This is a genomic window from Rhodococcus sp. KRD175 (genome assembly GCF_017168275.1).
Lineage (GTDB): Bacteria > Actinomycetota > Actinomycetes > Mycobacteriales > Mycobacteriaceae > Rhodococcoides > Rhodococcoides fascians.
This window is the reverse complement of record NZ_JABFAQ010000005.1, coordinates 272,643-296,069: the sequence shown is the minus strand read 5'-3', so window position 1 is coordinate 296,069 and position 23,427 is coordinate 272,643. Positions and strand designations below refer to the sequence as shown.

18 protein-coding genes are annotated in these 23,427 nt (G+C 64.9%); 15 read left to right on the top strand and 3 right to left on the bottom strand.

The genetic code is table 11. The features are described 5' to 3' along the window. The first annotated feature begins 40 nt into the window (after positions 1-40). From J1M81_RS09525 to secA, 10 genes are all read left to right on the top strand, one after another. Positions 41-1,552, top strand: a complete 1,512-nt coding sequence (locus J1M81_RS09525) for an amino acid permease (protein WP_027496504.1) — start codon at positions 41-43, stop codon at positions 1,550-1,552. A gap of 299 nt (positions 1,553-1,851) precedes the next feature. Next, positions 1,852-2,955: an alkane 1-monooxygenase gene (locus J1M81_RS09520; protein WP_080729302.1), complete on the top strand. Its 1,104-nt coding sequence runs from the start codon at positions 1,852-1,854 to the stop codon at positions 2,953-2,955. Between the two features lie 120 nt (positions 2,956-3,075). After that, on the top strand, positions 3,076-4,560 hold the full coding sequence (ahcY, locus tag J1M81_RS09515) for an adenosylhomocysteinase (protein WP_027496506.1): 1,485 nt from the start codon (positions 3,076-3,078) through the stop codon (positions 4,558-4,560). A 17-nt stretch (positions 4,561-4,577) separates the two neighbouring features. Next, complete coding sequence (locus tag J1M81_RS09510; protein WP_032370710.1) at positions 4,578-5,243, top strand: dTMP kinase; 666 nt, start codon at positions 4,578-4,580, stop codon at positions 5,241-5,243. A 4-nt stretch (positions 5,244-5,247) separates the two neighbouring features. Then, complete coding sequence (gene mtrA / locus J1M81_RS09505) at positions 5,248-5,925, top strand: MtrAB system response regulator MtrA (RefSeq protein ID WP_206497972.1); 678 nt, start codon at positions 5,248-5,250, stop codon at positions 5,923-5,925. Further along, entirely contained in the window at positions 5,922-7,604 is a 1,683-nt protein-coding gene (gene mtrB / locus J1M81_RS09500) for an MtrAB system histidine kinase MtrB (RefSeq protein ID WP_032366296.1), read from the top strand. Before mtrA ends, mtrB begins: the two co-directional genes overlap by 4 nt. Further along, positions 7,601-9,382, top strand: coding sequence for an MtrAB system accessory lipoprotein LpqB (lpqB, locus tag J1M81_RS09495; protein ID WP_371129014.1), 1,782 nt, complete (start codon positions 7,601-7,603; stop codon positions 9,380-9,382). The genes mtrB and lpqB overlap by 4 nt, the downstream gene beginning before the upstream one ends. A 41-nt stretch (positions 9,383-9,423) precedes the next feature. Further along, the gene (locus J1M81_RS09490; RefSeq protein WP_206497971.1) at positions 9,424-10,107 is read left to right on the top strand and encodes a ComF family protein; all 684 of its coding nucleotides are present in this window, start codon (positions 9,424-9,426) and stop codon (positions 10,105-10,107) included. Between the two features lie 233 nt (positions 10,108-10,340). Further along, complete coding sequence (gene hpf, locus J1M81_RS09485) at positions 10,341-11,009, top strand: ribosome hibernation-promoting factor, HPF/YfiA family (protein WP_027496511.1); 669 nt, start codon at positions 10,341-10,343, stop codon at positions 11,007-11,009. 321 nt (positions 11,010-11,330) lie between these two features. Beyond that, entirely contained in the window at positions 11,331-14,234 is a 2,904-nt protein-coding gene (gene secA / locus J1M81_RS09480; protein WP_206497970.1) for a preprotein translocase subunit SecA, read from the top strand. 45 nt (positions 14,235-14,279) lie between these two features. Here the strand turns inward: secA and J1M81_RS09475 are convergent, their stop codons facing one another. Next, positions 14,280-14,876 carry an Rv3235 family protein gene (locus J1M81_RS09475; RefSeq protein ID WP_141215098.1) on the bottom strand — a complete coding sequence of 199 codons (597 nt, stop codon included), beginning with the start codon at positions 14,874-14,876 and terminating at the stop codon, positions 14,280-14,282. A 174-nt stretch (positions 14,877-15,050) separates the two neighbouring features. Between J1M81_RS09475 and J1M81_RS09470 the strand changes: the two genes are divergently transcribed. From J1M81_RS09470 to J1M81_RS09450, 5 genes are all read left to right on the top strand, one after another. Then, a complete protein-coding gene (locus J1M81_RS09470; RefSeq protein WP_027496513.1) occupies positions 15,051-16,496 on the top strand; it encodes a wax ester/triacylglycerol synthase family O-acyltransferase in 1,446 nt (481 codons plus the stop codon). 11 nt (positions 16,497-16,507) lie between these two features. Further along, positions 16,508-17,032, top strand: a complete 525-nt coding sequence (locus J1M81_RS09465; protein ID WP_032366300.1) for a hypothetical protein — start codon at positions 16,508-16,510, stop codon at positions 17,030-17,032. A 138-nt stretch (positions 17,033-17,170) separates the two neighbouring features. After that, positions 17,171-18,286, top strand: a complete 1,116-nt coding sequence (locus J1M81_RS09460; RefSeq protein WP_206497969.1) for a ferredoxin reductase — start codon at positions 17,171-17,173, stop codon at positions 18,284-18,286. Positions 18,287-18,394: 108 nt separating this feature from the next. Further along, on the top strand, positions 18,395-19,690 hold the full coding sequence (locus tag J1M81_RS09455) for a fatty acid desaturase (RefSeq protein ID WP_027496516.1): 1,296 nt from the start codon (positions 18,395-18,397) through the stop codon (positions 19,688-19,690). A gap of 129 nt (positions 19,691-19,819) precedes the next feature. Next, complete coding sequence (locus J1M81_RS09450) at positions 19,820-21,070, top strand: fatty acid desaturase (RefSeq protein ID WP_032372694.1); 1,251 nt, start codon at positions 19,820-19,822, stop codon at positions 21,068-21,070. Between the two features lie 48 nt (positions 21,071-21,118). Here the strand turns inward: J1M81_RS09450 and rsgA are convergent, their stop codons facing one another. After that, entirely contained in the window at positions 21,119-22,153 is a 1,035-nt protein-coding gene (gene rsgA / locus J1M81_RS09445; RefSeq protein ID WP_027496518.1) for a ribosome small subunit-dependent GTPase A, read from the bottom strand. After that, positions 22,105-23,421 carry a 3-phosphoshikimate 1-carboxyvinyltransferase gene (gene aroA / locus J1M81_RS09440; RefSeq protein ID WP_206497968.1) on the bottom strand — a complete coding sequence of 439 codons (1,317 nt, stop codon included), beginning with the start codon at positions 23,419-23,421 and terminating at the stop codon, positions 22,105-22,107. The genes rsgA and aroA overlap by 49 nt, the downstream gene beginning before the upstream one ends. Positions 23,422-23,427 lie beyond the last annotated feature (6 nt).

Below are 23,427 nucleotides of genomic sequence, written 5' to 3'. Positions count from 1 at the left end.
TCGGCCGTCTGCAGAAGCGACGTGGCGATACGGAGGTCCGATGACCAAGGCAGACCGGCCCAGGAAGCCCCCGCGTACGACGGGGTGGTTCCGGACCAAGTCGATCGAACAATCGATCAAGGACACCGACGAACCGGACACCAAGTTGCGCAAGGAGCTCGGTTCGTGGGATCTGACCGTGTTCGGTGTCGCGGTGGCGGTCGGAGCCGGCATTTTCACGCTGACGGCGAGGACTGCCGGAAACGTTGCCGGACCGGCTGTTTCGGTGGCGTTCGTGTTGGCGGCCATCGCCTGCGGGCTCGCTGCCCTCTGTTACGCCGAGTTCGCCTCCACGGTTCCGGTCGCCGGTAGTGCCTACACGTTCTCCTACGCCGCATTCGGTGAGTTCATCGCCTGGATCATCGGCTGGGATCTGATCCTCGAATTCGGACTGGCCGCGGCGGTGGTGGCGAAGGCCTGGTCGCTCTATCTGGGAGACCTGCTCGGCACGTCGGCCCCGGTACTGCAGATCGGTTCGCTGAATTTCGACTGGGGCGCACTTCTCATCGTGGTGGTGTTGACGGTTCTCATCGCCTCGGGAACCAAGTTGTCCTCGCGCGTGTCGTTGGTGATCACAGCCATCAAGGTGATCGTCGTGCTGTTCGTTGTCGTGCTCGGTGCGTTCTACATCAAGGTCGCCAACTACGACCCGTACATTCCGCCGTCCGAGCCCGCGTCCACGGGTGAGGGGCTTCATCAGTCCTTGTTCTCCTTCGTCACCGGTGCGGGCGGTAGCACCTTCGGTTGGTACGGACTGCTGGCGGCGGCGTCGCTGGTGTTCTTCGCGTTCATCGGCTTCGACGTGGTCGCGACCACGGCCGAGGAGACGAAGGAGCCGCAGAAGGCATTGCCGCGCGGCATCCTCGGATCCTTGGCCATCGTGACCGTGCTCTACGTGGCGGTGACCCTGGTGCTGACCGGGATGGTCAAGTACACGGATCTGGCCGGCGACAGTGCCACGCTGGCAACGGCTTTCGAGCTGAACGGGCTGACGTGGGCCAAGAACATCATTTCGTTCGGCGCACTGGCCGGTCTGACGACGGTGGTCATGGTTCTCATGCTGGGGCAGACTCGCGTCCTGTTCGCCATGTCGCGAGACGGCCTGGTGCCGCGCGGTCTGGCCCACACCGGAAAGAAGGGCACGCCGGTTCGGACGACGATCCTGGTCGGTGTGGTGGTCGGACTGCTCGCCGCGTTCGTACCTCTCGGCACGCTCGAGGAGATGGTCAACATCGGCACGCTGTTCGCCTTCGTTCTGGTGTCGGCCGGTGTGCTCGTCCTCCGCAAGACGCGTCCCGATCTCGAGCGCGGGTTCCGCGTGCCCTGGGTTCCGCTGGTTCCGATCCTGGCAGTGGCCGCGTGCCTGTGGCTGATGCTCAACCTGTCGGTCGAGACCTGGTTGCGGTTCCTGGTGTGGATGGCAGCGGGTGTCGTCATCTACGTGCTGTACGGCCGCCGTCATTCGGTGATGGGTCTGCGCGAGGCGAAGAAAGTCGAGTCGCGACCCGAGTGAGACGCGGCTGAGTCGTCTTGCGAGGCCGGCCCCGACCGTCGATTGTGCGGGCGGGGCCGGTTTTCTCGGATCCGACGTGTCCGGGGTATCCGTCACACCCCTCGGTCCGAACGCCCGGCATGTTATACCCTCGAAAACAAACTGATAGGACCGCAAACATTCGGTGAGAGGGTGTGGCAACTGTGCGCGTGGACGGCCGAATCACCTCATCGGACGATTCGGGTGTCGCTTTCGGGGAGCGGAATTCGGCCGGGGCTGCACCTGCGGTTCGGCGGTGGGACAACAAGCGCTACCTGTGGATGCTGGGTCTGCTGGCACCGGCATCGGCACTGTTGCCGTCCCAATTGGTGTACTGGACCGGCATGCCGGTGTTCTGGTGGAGCGGCGTCCTGGTGTTCTTCGTGATCATTCCGATCATCGATCTGCTCGCGGGCGAGGACGGTCACAACCCGGACGCGTCTGCGGCCGACAAGCTGCAGAACGACCGCTATTACCGCTGGTGCACCTATCTGTTCCTGCCCATCCAATTCATCGGTCTGATCGTCGCCTGCTGGATGTGGGCGTACGGGGGCCTGAGCGTGGTGGACAAGATCGGGCTCGCGGTGACGGTGGGCCTGGTCGCGGGAACCGGAATCAACGCCGCCCACGAGCTGGGCCACCGCGTCGAGCAGCACGAACGCTGGTTGGCGAAGGTGGCCTTGTCGCAAACCCTGTACGGACACTTCTTCGTCGAGCACAACCGCGGCCATCACGTGCGGGTGGCCACTCCGGAGGATCCGGCCAGTGCCCGGTTGGGAGAGAGCGTGTGGACGTTCGTGCCGCGCAGCGCTGTTCTCGGGCTGGCCTCGGCCTGGAAGCTCGAGGCTCGGCGGCTGCGCCGCAAAGGCCACTCCGTGTTTCACCCGTCGAACGCCCTGTTGCACACGTGGCTGCTCAGCGCCGTTCTCTTCGTCACGCTGATGGTCGTCTTCGGCTGGGCGATCGCGCCGTATCTGCTGATACAAGCCGTCGTGGGATTCGTGCTCCTGGAGATGGTGAACTACGTGGAGCACTACGCACTGCTGCGTGAGACGAACGAGCGAGGCAGATACGTGCGATGCGCACCGCGGCACAGTTGGAACAGCGACCGGCTGTGCACCAACATCTTTCTCTACCACCTGCAGCGACACAGCGATCATCATGCCAATCCGGGGAAGCGATACCAGACTCTGCTCTCGTGCGACGAGGCCCCGCAATTGCCCGCCGGGTACGCGACGATGGTTCTACTGGCAGCGGTACCGCCGCTGTGGCGTCGGGTGATGGACCCGCGGGTGCTCGACCACTACGACGGTGATCTCGTCCGGGCCAACATTCTGCCCCGAAAGCGCGATCGGATTCTGGCGCGAGCCCAGCAACACGGGTGACCGCGGGACCACTCGACGAGCCGTCTGAAGGGCATCGGACCGATTCGCCGGGCAGACGGTCGCCGCGCGCCGCGACCCGATAGCCTGGACGAAGACATTCAAGTCAACAGGAGAGGCAAGATGACGACCTCAGTTACGTCAGGATCGGCACTCACCGTGGAACACCGCGGTGGAATCGACTTCAAGGTCGCAGACCTGTCACTCGCAGAATTCGGCCGCAAGGAAATACGGCTGGCAGAGCACGAGATGCCCGGCCTGATCGCGCTTCGTCGCGAGTACGCCGACGTTCAGCCGCTCAAGGGCGCACGAGTATCCGGATCGCTGCACATGACTGTGCAGACCGCCGTGTTGATCGAGACGCTGGTGGCACTCGGTGCCGAGGTGCGTTGGGCCTCGTGCAACATCTTCTCCACCCAGGATCACGCTGCCGCGGCCGTCGTCGTAGGCCCGTACGGCACCGTCGAAGAGCCCAAGGGCGTTCCGGTGTTCGCCTGGAAGGGTGAGACCCTCGAGGAGTACTGGTGGGCCGCCGAGCAGATGCTCACCTGGCCCGAGCAGCCTGCCAACATGATCCTCGACGACGGCGGTGACGCCACGATGCTGGTGCTGCGCGGCGCTCAGTTCGAGAAGGCAGGCGTCGTTCCGCCGACCGACGACGACCAGGATTCCGACGAGTACAAGGTGTTCCTCGGCCTGCTGCGTCGCTCCCTCGAGGCGTCGACGACCAAGTGGACCGAGATTGCCGCATCCGTGCAGGGTGTCACCGAGGAGACCACGACCGGTGTGCTGCGGTTGTACCAGTTCGCTGCTGCCGGTGAGCTGTCGTTCCCGGCCATCAACGTCAACGACTCGGTAACCAAGAGCAAGTTCGACAACAAGTACGGCACTCGCCATTCGCTGATCGACGGCATCAACCGTGGCACCGACGTTCTCATCGGCGGCAAGGCCGTGCTGGTCTGTGGCTACGGAGATGTGGGCAAGGGCTGCGCCGAGGCACTCAAGGGCCAGGGCGCTCGCGTGACGGTCACCGAAGCAGATCCCATCAACGCCCTGCAGGCACTGATGGACGGCTTCGACGTGCGCACGGTCGACGAGTTCATCGAGCAGGCCGACATCGTGATCACCTCGACGGGCAACCTGAAGATCATCACGTTCGAGCACATGCGCAAGATGAAGCACCAGGCGATCCTGGGCAACATCGGCCACTTCGACAACGAGATCGACATGGCCGGCCTCGAGAAGGCTGCCGACGTCACGCGGATCAACATCAAGCCGCAGGTCGACGAGTTCCAGTTCAAGGACGGGCACTCGATCATCGTGCTGTCCGAGGGCCGTTTGCTGAACCTCGGCAACGCCACCGGTCACCCGTCGTTCGTCATGAGCAACAGCTTCTCCAACCAGGTCATCGCGCAGATCGAACTGTGGACCAAGCCGAGTGAGTACGACAACGAGGTCTACCGGTTGCCCAAGCACCTCGACGAGAAGGTTGCTCGCATCCACGTCGAAGCGCTGGGCGGCTCGATCACCAAGCTCACCAAGGAGCAGGCCGAGTACATCGGCGTCGACGTCGAGGGCCCGTACAAGCCCGAGCACTACCGCTACTGACCGAGAGAGTTCGGTTGTTGGGAAAGCTCTTCGTCATCGAGGGAGTCGACGGAGCGGGCAAGAACACGCTCGCCCGTCGGCTCGTCTCGGCGTGGGAACGCGACGGCCTGGCCGTCGTCAGGGTCGGGTTTCCCCGGTACGGCAGGTCGGTTCATGCCGATCTGGCGGCCGAGGCGCTGCAGGGGGAACACGGAGACACCGCGGGCAGCGTGCACGCCATGGCGCTGCTGTTCGCACTCGACCGCAAGGATGCGGCCGACGAGATCCGAAACTTGTTGTCCCGCAACGATATCGTGTTGCTGGACCGGTACGTGGCGTCCAACGCCGCCTACACCGCGGCGCGGTTGGAGCAGTCCGTCGACGGAGCGGCCGTCGAGTGGATCCGGTCACTCGAATTCGAGCGGTTCGGTGTGCCCGTTCCGGACGTGCAGGTGCTGCTGGACGTACCGGTGGCTCTCGCTGCGGAGCGCGCCGCCGCGCGTGAGAGTGCGGACGCCGCGCGCACCCGGGATGCCTACGAACGCGACGGCTCGCTGCAGACCCGAACCTCGGCCGTCTACGGCCGTCTCGCAGAAACGAACTGGGCGTCGCCCTGGCGAGTCGTGCGCGCCGACGTCGACCCCGATCGACTCGCCGCCGACATGTTCAATCAGCCATCCGCCGAGCCGAAAGTGACACGATAGAGCGATGAAGCCTCGGATTCTGGTTGTGGACGACGATTCGGCTCTGGCGGAGATGCTCACCATCGTGTTGCGCGGTGAGGGATTCGAGCCGTTCGTCGTCGGAGACGGCACCCAAGCGCTGGCGGCCGTCCGCGAGAATCGACCCGATCTGGTGTTGCTCGACCTGATGCTTCCCGGAATGAACGGCATCGACGTCTGTCGCGTGCTGCGAGCCGACTCGGTCGTCCCGATCGTCATGCTGACGGCCAAGACCGACACCGTCGATGTGGTGCTCGGTCTCGAATCCGGGGCCGACGACTACATCATGAAGCCCTTCAAGCCGAAGGAGCTGGTGGCACGCGTCCGGGCACGACTGCGTCGAACCGAGGACGAGCCGGCCGAACTGTTGTCGATCGCCGACATCGTCATCGACGTTCCCGCCCACAAGGTCAGCCGCGGCGACGAGCTGGTCTCGCTCACTCCGCTCGAATTCGATCTGCTGGTCGCGTTGGCCCGCAAGCCCCGTCAGGTGTTCACCCGTGAGGTTCTGCTCGAACAGGTGTGGGGCTACCGGCACGCCGCCGACACCCGCCTGGTCAACGTCCACGTTCAGCGCCTGCGCGCCAAGGTCGAGAAGGATCCGGAGAACCCGGAGGTGGTGTTGACCGTGAGGGGGGTCGGGTACAAGGCCGGACCGCCGTGATCGGTTTTTCCCACTCTCGGCGACGAATCAACGGCAAGTTCTCCCCGCTCCTGCGTTGGTTCAGGTCGCTGAGCACTTCGCTGGGTCATGCCTGGCGAAGGTCACTGCAACTGCGCGTGGTCGTCTCGACCCTGACGTTGTCGCTCGTGGTGATCCTGATTCTCGGCGTCGTTCTGACCAGCCAGATCACCGATCGGTTGCTCGAAGCGAAGCTGTCCGCAGCCACCGAGGAACTGGACCGCTCGCGCACCACGGTGGAGGGCAACCTCGCCGGTGCCGATGATTCGAGCGGCCTGTCCACCCGTCTCGAACGGGCGAGAGCAGCGTTGACGAACCAGGACCTCGACGCCGCGTCGACCACCGGGTCGGCAGGGTCCTTCGACCCTGTTCTGATCGTCGAGGGCGACGCGACCCGCGCGGAAGCGTCGGTCGGTCCGGTCGACCAGATACCGGCCAGCTTGCGCGACTTCGTCAAGAAGGGCCTGATCAGCTCGCAGTACGCCACTGTGACCGACAGTGACGGCGGATATTCCGGATCGGCGCTCATCATGGGATCGCCCACCGGTTCCGACATATCGGCGCTGCAGCTGTATCTCATCTTCCCGCTCGCCAGCGAAGACCGAACGCTCTCTCTGGTCCGCGGCACGCTGTTCATCGGGGCCGTGGTGCTGCTGGTACTCCTTGCCGCGATCGCGATGCTCGTCGCGCGGCAGGTGGTGCTACCCATTCGATCGGCGTCCCGCATCGCAGTACGTTTCGCCGACGGCAGGCTCAAGGAGCGAATGCCGGTTCGCGGTGAGGACGACATGGCGAGGCTGGCGATGTCGTTCAACGAGATGGCCGAAAGTCTGTCCAAACAGATCACCCAGCTCGAGGAGTTCGGCAACCTGCAGCGCCGGTTCACCTCCGACGTCAGCCACGAACTGAGGACTCCGCTCACCACCGTGCGGATGGCCGCGGATCTCATTCACGACGCCAGTGACGATCTCGAACCTGCCCTCAAGCGTTCCTCCGAGCTGTTGGTCAACGAGCTGGACCGGTTCGAGACGTTGCTCGGTGATCTGCTCGAGATCAGCCGCCACGACGCCGGTGTCGCCGAACTGGCTGCCGAGCAACTCGACCTCCGGATGTGTGCACGCGCCGCGGTCTCCACGGTGCGTCACCTCGCCCGCGAAACCGGCACCGAGGTGATCGTCGACATGCCCGAGACGGCGGTCATCGCCGAGGTGGACCCGCGGCGCGTCGAACGTATCCTGCGCAACCTTCTGGCCAACGCCCTCGATCACGGGGAAGGCAAGCCGGTGCTGCTGCGCCTGAGATCGGATGCCGACGCGGCAGCCTTCGTGGTGCGCGACCAAGGAATCGGTCTGCGCCCCGGCGAGGAGAAGCTGGTGTTCAATCGGTTCTGGCGCTCGGACCCCTCCCGCGTCCGGCGCTCCGGCGGTACCGGCCTCGGGTTGGCGATCAGTGTCGAGGACGCCCGGCTGCACGACGGTAAGCTCGAGGCGTGGGGTGCAGTCGGCGAAGGCGCATGTTTCCGGCTCACGGTGCCACTGGTCCGTGGTCACAAGGTGATCGGCTCACCTCTGCCGTTGAAGCCGAGCACCAAGAAATACGCTCAGGGACAACCGATCCCGGCTATCGGTGCGCAGCGGGCCGCGTCGGAGTCGTCGACGTGATTCGCTCGTCTCGTCGGCTGTCTCGCTCGCTTGCAGTCTGCGCCCTGATCGCCGCCCTCGTCTCCGGTTGTGCCAGCCTGCCCGAGTCCTCGAGCCCCCAGGCCATCGGCACGTTGACCGACGGTGCCGCGCCCACCAGCGCCCCGGCCCCCGAACCCGGACGTGAGCCCGACCGGCTGCTCGATGACTTCTTCGAGGCCAGCGCAGTGTCGGCCAACCGCCACCAGGCCGCCCGACAGTTCCTGACCGAGGACGCGTCGAACACGTGGGACGACGGCGCTCGTACCGTCGTCGCAGATCGGATCGACACCCTGTCGGGGCCCCGAACTGCAGACTCTGCGCAATTCACGATTCGGTCGACGACAGCGGGAATCCTGGCTCCCGGCGGGGAATATCAGGCCGGATCGGACACGTTCGACATCGCGATCGACATGACGCGCGTCGACGGCCAATGGCGCATCTCGAAGCTGCCACCGGGTGTGGTCATCGATCGCTCGGCGTTCATGGACACCTATCAGCAGCGATCCATCTACTTCGTCGATCCGCTCGGTGGGGTGTTGGTGCCGGATGTTCGGTGGACGAGCGGATCGCAGGATCAGCTCGCAAACCAGCTCGTCCAGCTGTTGATCGATGGACCCAAGTCCGCGCTGTCCGCAGCGGTGAGCAACGAATTGTCCGACGACGTCAGTATCCGGGGGCCCATCACCAAGGCCGACGGACAGACCACACAGGTCGGAGTCGGTCTCGGCGGCATCAGAATCGACTTCGGTGGTTTGCAGAACAAGGGCGACCGCGACCGGGAATTGCTTGCCGCACAGGTGATCTGGACTCTGGCCTCGGCGGAGGTGGCCGGGCCCTACGTGCTGCTCGCCGACGGACAACCCATCGACACGACCAAGCCGGACGGGTGGACGACGGCCGGGGTCGACTCCTTCGATCCACAGAGCTCCACCAACGAATCGGTCGGCCTGCACGCACTGGCCTCCGGTCGACTGCTCCGCGTCGAGGAATCCGCGACCACACCCGCCCCCGGGTACTTCGGGCAGGCACGGAATCTGCGCTCGGTGGCGTTGTCGAACGACGGAACACTCGTGGCCGGCGTCGCGGACACCGGTAGACCCGCTCCGGCACCGTCGAGCACATTGATGGTCGGTAGCTACGACGGTGGCGCGTTCCCGGTGGCCGAGGGGCAGTCGATCACGCGTCCGACGTGGGGAGCCGATGACAACGCCGCCTGGGCGGTCATCGACGGCACCAACGTCATTCGCGCGGCCCGTGACCCCTCGACCGGTCAGGTATCGGTGATACCGGTCGATGCCCGCGCGGTCACCACCCTGGGAACTCGCATCACCGAACTCCGGCTGGCCCGCGACGGCGTTCGGGCCGCACTCATCGTCGACGGCGTGGTATACGTGGCCACCGTGGTACGCGATCCGTCGGGCGTCTATTCGCTGACGGCCCCGCGCGCGGTTGCGATCGGACTCGGCAGTGACGCCACCAGCCTGGACTGGAGCACCGGCGAGGCTATCGTGATCGCACGGGTTGCCACCGATACACCGGTGGTCCAGGTGACGGTCGACGGCTCGAGGATGGACGCCCTGCCGTCGCGCAATCTCACCAATCCTGTTCTGGCGGTCGATGCGTCACCGGAGACCGAGTACGTTGCCGACGCCCGCGCCGTGTTTGCACTCAACAATGCCGATCCGGTCGGCGACAGGTACTGGCGCGAGGTCACCGGTCTGGCCGGGGTGAAGGCCGTGCCGATCCTGCCCGGCTGATGTCCGGCGGGTGTCGGTGGCTACCGGCACACTTCACGATCATGAGAACGCTTCTCGACCTCGTCCTGCCCCTCGAATGTGCCGGGTGTGGGGTGCCGGGGGAGCAGTGGTGTCGCCGTTGTGAACAGGCGCTGTCGGTGCCGCCTGTCCGGGTGCGTCCGCGGGTCGATCCGGGGGTGCCCTGCTGGGCGCTGGGCACGTACACCGGTCCTCGGCGCAACGGGGTGATCGCACTGAAGGAACGGGGCCGACGGGCCGTGTCCGTGCCGTTCGGCCGGGCGCTGGCGGGTGCGGTGCGCCAACTGCGTGCTGCGGGCGAGATCGATCCACCGGAGCTGAGTCCCCTCGTTCTGGTGTGCGCTCCGTCCCGGGCGCGCGCAGCGCGAGCCCGAGGGGGCGATCCGGTGCTGCGGTGTGCGAGGAACGCAGCGACCGAGTTGGCACCGGAGCGAGTATCGGTTCCCCAGCTGCTGAAGATGGCCGGGGGAGTGCGGGATTCGGTCGGGCTCTCAGCAGGTCAGCGTCAGCACAACGTGGCGGGCCGAATCGACGTGATCGGACAGTCGCGCCCGGGTATCGGCCGGCCGCGGCCGCGAACCGACGAACTGACCGTTCTTCTCGTCGACGACGTGGTGACCACCGGGGCGACCCTGGCCGAATGTGCAAGAGTGCTAACCGATTTCGGGATCTCGTTGGCTGGTGCGATCGTGGTGGCCAGCGCGTGAACGCGAGTCGACGAGACACGCCGACAACCAATTCGGGGTGAACGGTGGCACACGCGTCGATGACCGACTAACGTCGCGGACACGCTCCATCACGACGGAGCGGACCGGTAGAACGACCCGTAGAAACACGGACGTGAGGTGATGCCCCGGACTCGAGATGCCGGAAGGTTCCCCATTCGGCATGCACACCTGCCACGTCCAACAGTGGGCGTGGCCGATATCGGGAGGTACACGTGACGACCCCTTCACAAGCCTCGGTTTTCTTCGACGAGAAGCCTTCGGAAGAACCCGCCAAGAGCAATGCCGACGTTGTGGTCAAGGGCCGCAACGTCGAGATACCGGACCATTTTCGGATATACGTGTCCGAGAAACTGGCTCGCCTCGAGCGCTTCGACCCCTCCATCTACTTGTTCGATGTCGAACTGCAGCACGAACGAAATCGCCGTCAGGCCAAAGCATGTCAACGCGTGGAGATCACCGCGAAGGGCAAAGGCCCGGTCGTTCGTGCCGAAGCGTGCGCAGACAGTTTCTATGCCGCACTCGAAGCAGTGACCTCGAAACTCGAAAGCAGACTCAGGCGTACCAAGGATCGGCGCAAGGTCCACTACGGCGAGAAGAGACCCGTATCCGTCGCCGAGGCCACCGCTGAACTCGCCGAAGACGACACACTTGCGCTCGATCCTGAGACCAAGCTGGATTCGTTCGAGGACGATCAGACCGGCCCCGGGCACATCGTTCGCACGAAGGTTCACTCGGCGGCACCGATGAGCGTCGACGATGCGCTGTACGAGATGGAACTGGTCGGCCACGACTTCTTCCTGTTCCACGACAGTGCCACCGACCGGCCTTCCGTGGTGTACCGACGGCATGCCTTCGACTACGGCCTGATCAGGCTCACCTGACCGAGCGTGACGGCGAACGGGTCGTTCGCCGTCCGTGAAATATCCGACCACTGCAGGCTCGACGCCGGAAGACACGATCCCCACGTCGAGCCTGCAGTGCTGTGTCGGGGTTGTCCGAATGCCGGCGTGGTGTCGTTCGGGGACCGACAGTGGGACTGCCGTACCCACAGCGAGACCGCCTACCATGGACGCGTTCGGGTTACTGCCGCGCGGACGTCACGGTGACGAACCCGTGCGCTCGTGCAGGTAGCAGTAACGCGTCGAGTAACAGATTTGTTCGTGTCAGTACCCGTGAACCGAGGATCGAGGACGAGAAAACCCGTGCCGTCGCTGTCGTTTTCCAAGCTGCTCCGTGTTGGTGAAGGTCGCATGGTCAAGCGGCTCAAGAACATCGCTGACCACGTCTCGACCCTGTCTTCGGACGTCGAGAATCTCTCCGACGACGAACTGCGGGGTAAGACCGCCGAGTTCAAGGAGAGGTACTCGTCCGGGGAGACCTTGGATCAGTTGCTGCCCGAGGCATTCGCGGTCGCCCGTGAGGCATCGTGGCGGGTGCTGTCCCAGCGGCACTTCGACGTGCAGGTGATGGGCGGAGCCGCCTTGCACTTCGGCAACATCGCCGAGATGAAGACCGGCGAGGGCAAGACCCTGACGTGTGTTCTGCCTGCCTACCTGAACGCCATCTCCGGCGACGGTGTGCACGTGGTGACGGTCAACGACTACCTCGCCAAGCGAGACTCGGAGTGGATGGGCCGTGTGCACCGCTTCCTGGGTCTGTCGGTGGACGTGATCCTGTCCGGGATGACGCCGGTCGAACGCCGTGCAGCGTATGCCGCCGACATCACCTACGGCACCAACAACGAGTTCGGGTTCGACTACCTACGCGACAACATGACGCACTCGCTCGACGATCTGGTGCAGCGCGGACACAACTTCGCCGTGGTCGACGAGGTCGACTCGATCCTCATCGACGAGGCGCGAACCCCACTGATCATCTCGGGCCCCGCCGACGCGTCGAGCAAGTGGTACGGCGAGTTCGCCCGGATCGCCCCCATGCTGAAGGTCGACACCCACTACGAGGTCGACATTCGCAAGCGAACCATCGGTGTGCACGAGGCCGGCGTCGAGCTGGTCGAAGATCAGCTCGGTATCGACAACCTGTACGAGGCGGCCAACTCGCCTCTGGTGAACTACCTGAACAACGCCATCAAGGCCAAAGAGCTCTACACCAAGGACAAGGACTACATCGTCCGCGACGGCGAGGTCATCATCGTCGACGAGTTCACCGGTCGCATCCTGGTGGGACGCCGCTACAATGAGGGCATGCACCAGGCGATCGAGGCCAAGGAGAAGGTGGAGATCAAGGCCGAGAACCAGACCCTCGCCACGATCACTCTGCAGAACTACTTCCGCCTGTACGACAAGCTCTCCGGCATGACCGGTACGGCCGAGACCGAGGCCGCGGAGCTGCATCAGATCTACGGATTGGGCGTCATTCCGATCCCGACGAACCGCCCGATGGTCCGCGTCGACAACGGCGACCTGATCTACAAGACGGAAGAAGCCAAGTTCGACGCGGTGGTCGACGATGTCGTCGAGCGGCACGAGAAGGGCCAGCCGGTTCTCATCGGCACCACGAGCGTGGAACGGTCGGAGTATCTGTCGAAGCAGTTCACCAAGCGCGGCGTCGCGCACAACGTGCTCAATGCGAAGTTCCACGAGCAGGAAGCGACGATCATCGCCGAGGCCGGGCGACAGGGCGCGGTGACGGTGGCGACCAACATGGCCGGCCGTGGCACCGACGTCGTGCTCGGCGGCAACCCGGACATCCTCGCCGACCTGAAGCTGCGTAAGCAGGGCTTGGACCCGGTGGAGACGCCCGAGGAGTACGAGGCCGCCTGGGAGCCTGCTCTGGAAGAGGTCAAGGCACAGGTCAAGGCCGACGCGGACACCGTGCGCGAGGCCGGTGGCCTGTACGTTCTCGGAACCGAGCGCCACGACTCCCGCCGTATCGACAACCAGCTCAGAGGGCGCTCCGGTCGTCAGGGTGATCCGGGCGAATCGCGGTTCTACCTCTCGCTCGGCGACGAGTTGATGCGTCGATTCAACGGCGGCGCACTCGAATCGATCATGACTCGGCTCAATTTGCCCGACGACGTCCCGATCGAGGCCAAGATGGTGTCCAAGGCCATCAAGAGCGCACAGACCCAGGTCGAGCAGCAGAACTTCGAGATCCGCAAGAACGTCCTCAAGTACGACGAGGTGATGAACCAGCAGCGCACCGTCATCTACGAGGAGCGCAGGCGCATCCTCGAAGGTGCCGACATGGAGGGCCAGGTCGAGGGCATGATCACCGACGTGATCACCGCCTACGTCGATGGTGCGACGAGCGAGGGCTATGTCGAGGACTGGGATCTGGAGCAGTTGTGGACGGCACTGAAGACTCTGTATCCGGTCGGTATCGACCACAAGGTTCTCTCGGGCGAGAACGAGGACGGCGAAAAGGGTGACCTGAGCCGCGACGAGCTGCGCGAGGCGCTGCTCGAGGACGCCCGCTCGGCCTACGCCGCTCGCGAGGCCGAGATCGACGGCATCGCAGGCGAGAACGGAATGCGGGAGCTCGAACGTCGGGTGCTGCTGTCCGTCCTCGATCGCAAGTGGCGCGAGCATCTCTACGAGATGGACTACCTCAAGGAGGGCATCGGACTGCGTGCGATGGCCCAGCGAGACCCACTGGTCGAGTACCAGCGGGAGGGCTACGACATGTTCCAGGGCATGCTCGACGGCCTCAAAGAGGAGTCGGTGGGCTTCCTGTTCAACCTCCAGGTCGAAGCAACCCCAGCCCCGTCAGGTCCGGCCGCGTCCGCAGGTCTCGCGGTTGCCCCCGGGTTGGCCTCACCCGTCGGATCCGGTCGCCCGGCACCTGCGGCAACGTCGGCACCTGCGGCCACGGGCGGTCAGCCTGCGGCCAAGGCGGCCCCGGCCCCTGCCGCTCCAGCTCAGGCAGCTCCCACAGCTCTGCGTGCCAAAGGACTCGACGAGCGGGACGAACAGAGATTGACGTTCTCCGGCCCGGCCGAGGGGGGCGGTACGGCTGTGCAGCGATCGGATGCTGCAGCGAGCGCGGAGTCGGCGGCCGAGGGAACCCGACGCGAGCGTCGCGAAGCAGCGCGAGCGCAGAACAAAGCACCGAAGAAGTCGGCGCGCTCCAAGCGCAAGAAGTAGTCGGCCGGGTCGATCCGGCGCGACCTAGCCGGGCGACCCGTGTTCTCAACCCACTCGCAACGAGGTGACCGTCCATCCTGGCCGCCGTGGGTCGACCGCCTGCTCGATTCGGCCCGCGAAGGCGAAGGTGCGTGGGCCGCGGGTGTACGAGCCGAATATCTCGGCCGACGTGTCCGATCTATAAGCGACGTGCACGCGACGCACCGCGGCGAATCCGAGTCGCCGTCCCGGTGGGGGCGTGCGGACGATGGTGCGAATCAGGTCGATCACGGGCGCAGTGAACAACGAGGACAGTTGCTCGGCACTGCGCCTGCGGTCGATCACCTCGATGAGCAACCGCATGGCGCGTTCGGCGCTCGCCCGCGCATCGGCGGGCACCACTTGCACGATCGGTCGATGGGGTGCCTCGGCCCGGCGGCGGGGGCGAGTGCTGCGTACCGATGCCGGATGGCGTTCCGGTGGCCTTTGCGGGCTCTCACCCCGTCCCCAGGTGTGCACCGCGCCTGCCGAGAGTGGCGGCTCGAACTGGGTCGGCCGCGACAGAAAGCAATGGTGCTCGGCGCGCAGCCGAGAGTCCGCCGGCGACGGTATCGGGCTGTCGTCCCCGGTGTCCGGCGGATCGTTGGATTCGATGACGCTCACACCGACATTGACGGTCGCGATCGAATTTCGGTTCCCGAGATCGGCGACACGTCGGTGCCCACCCGGCACTGGGACTCACGTCGCGAACCCACGTACTCTGAGTTCGAGCACACCGCGCAACAGGCGGTATCGATCGGGGCGCACCACGTGCGAGGACGGGGACCGAGACACGCGATGGCGACCAGACTGACGGCGCAGGATGCGTCGTTCTACTTTCTCGAGGCCGGCAGCAGTCCCATGCACCTCGGCTCGCTCGCCGTCTTTCGGACCCCGCGGAGCGGTTTCAGTTACGACCGACTGCTGTCGTTGGTCGAACAGCGACTGATGCTGGTTCCGCGCTACCGGCAGAAGGTCCGCGAAGTCGCGTTCGGTCTGGCGCGGCCGGTCTGGGTGGACGACGCGGATTTCGACATCACCTATCACATCCGTCGTTCGGCACTACCCAAGCCGGGGACGGACGATCAATTGCACGACCTGATCGCGCGACTGACCTCACGGCCGCTCGATCGCACCCGACCGTTGTGGGAGATGTACCTGGTCGAGGGCCTCGCGAAGAATCGTTTCGCCATCTTCACCAAGTCTCATTCGGCCCTCGTCGACGGCGAGAATGCGCTCGACATCGGTCAGGTCATTCTGGACGCGAGCAAGAACCCCGCGCCGATGGCCGAGGAGCTGTGGATGCCCGCCCGTGAGCCCAAGGACTCGGTGTTGGTGCTCGACGCGCTCACCGAACTGGTGGTGCGTCCGGGCGAGAGCATCGAGACGTTGCGCGGCGCGGTCAACGGGGTTGCCGGTCTCGCGGGCGACGCATTGCGCGCCGCGGGCAAGGTCGCGGCCGTGCTGCGTACCGCGACACAGAGCGCCCCGTCCAGCCCACTGAACGCGCCGATCTCGCGAAATCGTCGGTTCGCCGTGGCCAAGACCGAGCTGGCGGATTACCGCAGGATCCACGACAGATTCGACTGCTCGATCAACGACGTCGTGCTCGCAGTCGTCACCGGCGCGCTGCGAAATTGGCTGCTCTCGCGCGGCGAACCCGTCACGGCATCGTCCACCGTGCGGGCCATGGTGCCGATGTCGGTGTACGTCTCGTCCGATCGAGTCGGCTTCGGTGAGGGCAGCGACATGTCCGGTGAGCCGGCAGAGGACGATCGCAGCGAAGTGTCCTCGTTTCTTGTCGACCTCCCGGTGGGGGAGTCGAACGCCGTCGTTCGGCTGTCTCACATCGCGCACGCAACCGAGGCGCATTCTCATCAGAGCCGCGGTGTGACGGCTCAGACGCTGATGCGGATCAGTGGGTTCGCTCCGGCGAGCCTGCATGCCATGGGTGCGCGGGCGGGTAGCCGACTCTCGCAACGAGTGTTCAACCTGATCGTCACCAACGCGCCGGGACCGCAGTTTCCGCTGTACGTCGGTGGTGCCCGGATGCTCGAGATGTACCCGGTGTCGCCGCTGTTCGAGAATCAGGCGTTGAGTATCGGGCTGACGTCGTACGACGGTTTCGTGTTCTTCGGGCTCAACGCCGACCGCGGAGCGATGCCCGATGTGGATGTGGTGACAGCGCTGTTGCACGAGGCGCTGGAAGAGTTGGTCGACGCCAGCAACGAATCGAGAGTGTGAGGTCTTCTGCAATGCGTGTCTACGTTCCGGCGACGCTGGAATTCTTGAAAGTGCTCGCAGCCGAGGGCGAGTTCAGTCCGGTCTCGCGCACCGCATTCGCGGTGACGCCCACCTTGCGTGAGGCGTACTCGTCGGGCGACGACGAGGAGTTGTCCGAGGTCGCGATGGGGGAGGCCGCGCGTGCCTCGCTGCGCCTGATCGCCGCGGCCGTCGACGACGAGGCGGACACGGGGACGGTGGCCGACGGCGTGGTCTACCGACGGGCGGTGATTGCCGCAGACGTCGACGATCCCACCCTGCGTCCCGATCTCGACGACGCTGTCGTTCGGCTGAAGGAACCGCTGCGAATGGATCAGGTCGCGTCGGTGCACGTCGATCTGGAAGGGGCCGAAGAAGCAGTTGCCAAGGCTGTCTCCGCCGTGGACGCAGCGGACATGGGCGATGCCGATGCAGAATTCGTTCTCGGTGATGCCGAAGACCACACGCTGGCGTGGTACGCCCCCCAGGAACTACCGTTTCTGCTCGATCTGCTGTGATCCTGCTCTCGGCCACGACCTGGCGATATCCGCGGTTGGGCTGCCTGCAGAGGTGACCAGGGGACTCAACCTACGGTAGCGTAACCTCGATGCCCGCACGCGGTTCGGTACGACGATCGAGGGGATGGGGAACACCCGATGGATCTGAAGAAGTGGTTGGAGGCCCCGGTGGCCGGTGTCTCGGCACCCAAGCGGCCGAGGCTGAACATGCTGCGTGGTGCTTTCACCCGCATCACCACTCCCTTACTGCCCGACGACTACTTGCACCTCGCCAACCCGTTGTGGTCGGCCCGTGAACTGCGCGGCCGCGTCGTACGCGTAGAGAAAGAAACCGCTACCGCGGTGACACTGGTGATCCAGCCCGGGTGGGGCTTCAATTTCGACTATCAGCCGGGTCAGTACATCGGAATCGGACTGCATCTCGGCGGTCGGTGGCACTGGCGCTCGTATTCACTGACCTCGCCGCCGAACTGGGAAGACAAGCTGATCTCCATCACCGTCAAGGCGATGCCCGAAGGGTTCCTCTCGTCACACCTGGTGGGCGGCGTGCCGCAGGGGACCATCGTGCGACTGGCGGCACCGAAGGGCAATTTCGCACTGCCCGTTCCGCCGCCCGCCAAGATTCTCTTCGTCACCGCAGGTAGCGGCATCACCCCGGTCATCTCGATGCTCAGAGCACTCGATCGCCACGGCGACATGCCCGATACCGTGCATATCCACTCGGCCCCCACCGAGGACGAGGTGATGTTCGCGGCCGAACTCGCAGCCCTCGAGAAGTCGCATCCCGAGTTCACCTCTCACGTGCAGCTGACGCGTTCCGATGGCAAGTTCGCTCTGTCCTCGCTCGACGAGCTGTACCCCGACTGGCGTACCCGCGACACCTGGGCCTGCGGTCCCGCGGCACTGCTCGAAGAAATCGAGAAGACGTGGAAGCGCGAGGGAATCGAGCACAAGCTGCACCTCGAGCGGTTCGAGATCTCACGCGCCGATACGTCCGGTTCGGGCGGAACCGTCACGTTCTCCAAGTCCGACAAGAAAGCGGCGGCGGACGGGGCGACCACACTGCTCGAAGCGGGCGAAAAAGTGGGTGTTCGGATGCCGTTCGGCTGCCGTATGGGTATCTGCCAGACGTGTGTGGTGCCGTTGACCGCAGGGCATGTGATCGACCTGCGTTCCGGTAAGGAACACAGCGAGGGTGACCGCGTCCAGACGTGCATTTCCGCGGCCGCGGGCGACTGCACATTGGAACTGTAGGTCTGTTTTTCGCACACTGCCTTCTCAGGCTGCTGGGTTACGCTCACGTAGGTTGCCCACGCTGAACCCCGGTATTTCGGGCGCCGCACACAACTGTTGGAGGACCCGGTGGCCATCACCGACATCAAAGAGTTTGCTCACCTGACCGAAGAAGACATGGAAGCGTTCGGGCGCGAACTGGACGCCATTCGCCGCGACGTCGAGGACAGTCGCGGTGAACGCGATGCCGCATACATCCGCCGGACCATCCGAGCTCAGCGCATGCTCGAGCTCGGTGGACGCGCCGTGCTGCTCGGTAGCAAGTACCGGCCGGCATGGCTCGTGGGGACCGCGATGCTCAGCGTCGCCAAGATCATCGAGAACATGGAACTCGGCCACAACGTGATGCACGGCCAGTGGGACTGGATGAACGATCCGGAAATTCACTCCACCTCGTGGGAGTGGGACCAGACCGGACCGTCGGAGCAGTGGAAGCGGGCGCACAACTACTCGCACCACACGTACACCAACATCGTCGGAATGGACGACGACATCGGTTTCGGCATCCTGCGGATGACCCGCGACGAGCCGTGGAAGCCGATCAACCTCGTTCAGCCGCTCGCCAACATCGTGCTGGCCACGACGTTCGAGTGGGGCATCGCACTGCACGACTACGACGCTCAGAAGCAGCTCGACGGGGAACACGAAAAAGGCCTCTTCAAGTCACCGGCGGCCCGCGCTTTCGCGCGCAAGATCGCCAAGCAGGTCGGCAAGGACTTCGTCCTGTTCCCGGCCCTGTCCGGCCCGGCGTGGAAGTCCACGTTGACCGCCAACGCCACGGCCAACCTGGTTCGAAACCTCTGGGCCTACGCCGTGATCTTCTGCGGTCACTTTCCCGACGGTGCCGAGAAGTTCACGATCGGTCAGTTCGAGAACGAGACCCGTCCCGAGTGGTACCTGCGGCAGATGCTCGGTAGTGCCAACTTCGAGGCCGGCCCCGTCATGGCGTTCATGAGCGGAAACCTCTGCTACCAGATCGAGCACCACATGTTCCCGGATCTGCCGAGCAATCGGTACTCGGAGATCGCCGAGAAGGTGCACGCGCTGTGCGACAAGTACGACCTGCCGTACACGACAGGGTCGCTCGGTAAGCAGTACCTGTTGGCACTGCGGACCATCCACAAGCTGTCGCTGCCCGACAAGTGGTTGCGCGCAACCTCGGACAACGCGCCCGAGACATCGTCGGAGCGGCGTTGGCGCGTCGGCGATTCTCCGACCGTGCACGCACTTCGGATCGACCCGCTCACCGGCCAGCGCCGTGGACTGCGCTCGGCGATGCAGGAGGCGCGAGGAGCTCTGCGCAACGCGAAGAAAGAAGCCAAACGACAGGCGAAGGCGCTCCGGCGATCGGACGTCACCGCCTGATTGTGAATCGTCACACAGATTCGCGCCCGTAACCTACGCGACCGTAAGTTACGGTACGGTAGGTGACGGAAATGCACACGGCTCACTACCGCACGCTGTGTGTTCACAACTGCCAGGAGGCTGTTTCCCATGGCGATTTCGGACATCAAGGAATACGCGCATCTGACCGACGCCGACATCGAAGCACTGGGCCACGAGCTCGATGCGATTCGGCGAGACATCGAGGCGTCCCGTGGTGAACGCGACGCCCGGTACGTGAAGAACACGATTCGGCTGCAACGCTCGCTCGACATCGGCGGACGTGCAGTCCTGTTCGCCAGTCGCCGCCGCCCGGCATGGCTGGTCGGTACCGCCATGCTCGGGGCCGCGAAGATCATCGAGAACATGGAGCTCGGCCACAACGTCATGCACGGCCAGTGGGACTGGATGAACGATCCGGAAATTCACTCCACCTCGTGGGAGTGGGACAACACGGGGCCCTCGGCGCACTGGAAGCAGACGCACAACTACATTCACCACAAGTACACCAACGTGTTGGGCATGGACGACGACGTGGGCTACGGCCTGCTGCGCGTCACCCGCGACCAGCGTTGGAAGCCGTTCAACATCGGCAACCCGGTCTACAACCTGTTGCTGCAGCTGTTCTTCGAGTACGGCGTGGCGCTGCAGCACCTGGAACTGGGCAAGGTGGCCAAGGGCCGCGTCCCACGTGAAGAATTCGAGCAGAAGCGTCGCGAGGTTCTCGAGAAGGTCGGCAAGCAGATGGGCAAGGACTATGTCCTGCATCCGCTGCTCACCGGACCTGCCTGGAAGAGCACGCTGACGGCGAACATCGTCGCCAACATGATGCGCAACGTGTGGACCAACACCGTCATCTTCTGCGGGCACTTCCCCGACGGTGCCGAGAAGTTCACCAAGTCGGACATGGAAGGCGAAACGCAGGGGCAGTGGTACCTGCGTCAGATGCTGGGCAGCGCGAACTTCAACGCCGGCCCGGTCATGGAGTTCATGAGCGGCAATCTCTGCTACCAGATCGAGCATCACCTGTTCCCCGATCTACCCAGCAATCGTCTGCGGGAGATCAAGGTTCGGGTTCTCGAGCTTGCGGAGAAGTACGACCTGCCGTACACGACCGGTTCGATCGTGCACCAGTACTTCCTGTCGTGGCGAACGATCGCCAAGCTGTCGCTTCCGAACAAGTACTTGAAGGCGACCAGCGACGACGCGCCGGAAACCGCGTCCGAGCGTAAATGGGAACAGGCGCCTGCAGGTCTGTTCGCCGTCGACCCCGACACCGGAAAGCGGCGTGGCCTCCGTACCGCGATCGCAGAAACCAAGAAGCGCAAGGGAATTCGCAGACTGGTCGGCAAAGCAGCCTGACCGACTCCGATTTCGAGCAACGAAGCCTGGTACAGACCCCGTGGGTCTCTACCAGGCTTCGTTCGTTCGAACCGCTTCCAGCAGGAGCCGTACGGCAGCCACCCGTCGTGCTGCATCCCCGGTGAGCGTGTCGAGGGCGCACTCGGGATCTGCCGGGGGGCCCAGATGAGTGCAGCCGCGGGGGCAGTCCTCGATGGTCTCGGCGAGGTCGGAGAATGCGGCCACGACGTTCTCCGGCGAGATGTGCGCCAATCCGAACGATCGGATGCCGGGAGTGTCGACCACCCATCCGCCGCCCGGTAGCGGCAGCGCCACCGACTGCGTCGACGTATGGCGGCCCTTGCCGACGCCCGAGACCACCCCGGTCGCGCGATAGGCGTCGGGCACCAGTCTGTTGACGAGTGTCGACTTGCCGACACCGGAGTGTCCGATGAGCGCGGTGACCTTGTTCGTCAGCATGGCGGTCAGTTCGGTCAGGTCCTCGGACTGGCCCGCCAGTACCACCGGGACGTCCAGATCGGCGAACGACGCGGTGAACTCGTCGGGTGCAGCGAGATCGCTCTTGGTTAGGCACAGCACCGGTTCGAGTCCGCCGACATACGCCGCGACGAGAGCGCGCTCGACGAAGCCGGTGCGGGGAGGTGGATCGGCAAGCGCTGCGACGATGAGCAGTCGGTCGGCGTTGGCCACCACGACGCGTTCGAACGGGTCGGTGTCGTCCGCGGTGCGGCGCAGCACCGTTCGCCGCTCGGCCACGCGCACGATTCGGGCCAGAGTGTCGACCTTGCCCGACAGATCTCCGACGATACCGACTTCGTCGCCAACCACGATCGGGGTTCGCCCCAGCTCGCGGGCCCGCATCGTCACGACCGGCCGAGACGGATCACCGTCGAGTACGCAGCCCCAGCGGCCGCGGTCCACGGACACCACCATGCCGGCTTCGGCGTCGTTGTGTTCGGGTCGAGTTTTGGTGCGCGGACGCGAACTCTTGCCCGGCCGGATGCGGACGTCGGACTCGTCGTAGCGGCGCGCGGTCAGGATCCGACCCCGCTGGGTGTGGAAGCGGACAACATCGTGTCCCACAGGTTCTCGAAGCCGGGGAGAGTCTTGGCGGTGGTGCCGATGTCGTCGACCTCGACGCCCGGGACGAGGAGCCCGACGATCGCGCCGGCAGTGGCCATGCGGTGGTCGGCGTAGGAGTGCCAGGTGCCGCCGTGCAGCGGTGCGGGATCGATGCGAATGCCGTCCTCGGTTTCGACCGCTCGCCCGCCGAGGCGCACTATCTCGGTCGTCAGTGCGGCCAGTCGGTCGGTCTCGTGACCGCGTAGGTGGGCGATGCCGCGCAGGATGGACGGCCCCTCGGCCAGGGTGGCGAGTGCTGCGACGGTGGGGGTCAGCTCGCCGACGTCGTGCAGATCGAAGTCGATGCCGCGCAACGTGTTCGGACCTTCGACGGTCAGCACCCCTGCGTGTAGTTCGACCACCGCGCCCATCTGCGTGAGGATCTCGCGGAACACATCACCGGGTTGAGTCGTCGACTCAGGCCAGTTCGGTACTCGCACAACACCTTCGGTGACAGCAGCGGCAGCGAGGAACGGGGTGGCGTTCGAGAGGTCCGGCTCGATGCTCCAATCGACGGGGGTCACCGAACCGGGATGCACGCGCCAGGTGTTCGCGTCTCCGCTCGATTCCGGGGTGTCGACTCGGACGCCCGCACGGCGCAGCATCTCCACGGTCATGTCGATGTGCGGCATGGACGGGACGGGCTTACCGATGTGATGGATCTCGATTCCCTCGTCGAACGCCGCGGCCGAGAGCATCAGACCCGAGACGAACTGCGACGACCCCGAGGCGTCGATCTCGACGGATCCACCACGCAGCGAACCGGTACCGCGCATCGTGAACGGCAGCGCGCTGCCATCGACGTCGGCGCCCACAGCGCGCAGTGCGTCGAGGATGGTGTCGAGCGGCCGGATGCGAGCCTGCTCGTCTCCGTCGAAGGACACCACGCCGTCGGCGAGCGCCGCCAGGGGCGGGACGAAACGCATGACCGTTCCGGCCAGGCCGCACTCGACGGATCCACCGTGGAGCGTTCCCGGTGTCACACGGAGAGACGTCGGATCGTTGCGGTCGGCGGCCACCTGCACGCCCAGTGTCTCCAGAGCATGGATCATCAAGTCGGTGTCGCGGCTGCGAAGCGCGCCGGTGACGGTCGACGGGCCGGATGCGAGCGAGGCGATGATCAGCGCGCGATTGGTGATCGACTTCGATCCGGGCAGAGTGACTGTCGCGTCGATGGGTCCATCGGCGGCGGGGGCTGTCCAAGTGCTCACCGGTCCATCTTCGCTCATCGGCGG

What these genes read in the sequence shown, in the direction of transcription:
- J1M81_RS09525 (WP_027496504.1), top strand. Translation starts at nt 41, where the DNA reads ATGACCAAGGCAGACCGGCCCAGGAAGCCCCCGCGTACGACGGGGTGG.
- J1M81_RS09520 (WP_080729302.1), top strand. Translation starts at nt 1,852, where the DNA reads ATGCTGGGTCTGCTGGCACCGGCATCGGCACTGTTGCCGTCCCAATTG.
- ahcY (WP_027496506.1), top strand. Translation starts at nt 3,076, where the DNA reads ATGACGACCTCAGTTACGTCAGGATCGGCACTCACCGTGGAACACCGC.
- mtrA (WP_206497972.1), top strand. Translation starts at nt 5,248, where the DNA reads ATGAAGCCTCGGATTCTGGTTGTGGACGACGATTCGGCTCTGGCGGAG.
- J1M81_RS09490 (WP_206497971.1), top strand. Translation starts at nt 9,424, where the DNA reads ATGAGAACGCTTCTCGACCTCGTCCTGCCCCTCGAATGTGCCGGGTGT.
- J1M81_RS09470 (WP_027496513.1), top strand. Translation starts at nt 15,051, where the DNA reads ATGGCGACCAGACTGACGGCGCAGGATGCGTCGTTCTACTTTCTCGAG.
- J1M81_RS09465 (WP_032366300.1), top strand. Translation starts at nt 16,508, where the DNA reads ATGCGTGTCTACGTTCCGGCGACGCTGGAATTCTTGAAAGTGCTCGCA.
- J1M81_RS09460 (WP_206497969.1), top strand. Translation starts at nt 17,171, where the DNA reads ATGGATCTGAAGAAGTGGTTGGAGGCCCCGGTGGCCGGTGTCTCGGCA.
- J1M81_RS09450 (WP_032372694.1), top strand. Translation starts at nt 19,820, where the DNA reads ATGGCGATTTCGGACATCAAGGAATACGCGCATCTGACCGACGCCGAC.
- aroA (WP_206497968.1), bottom strand. Translation starts at nt 23,421, where the DNA reads ATGAGCGAAGATGGACCGGTGAGCACTTGGACAGCCCCCGCCGCCGAT.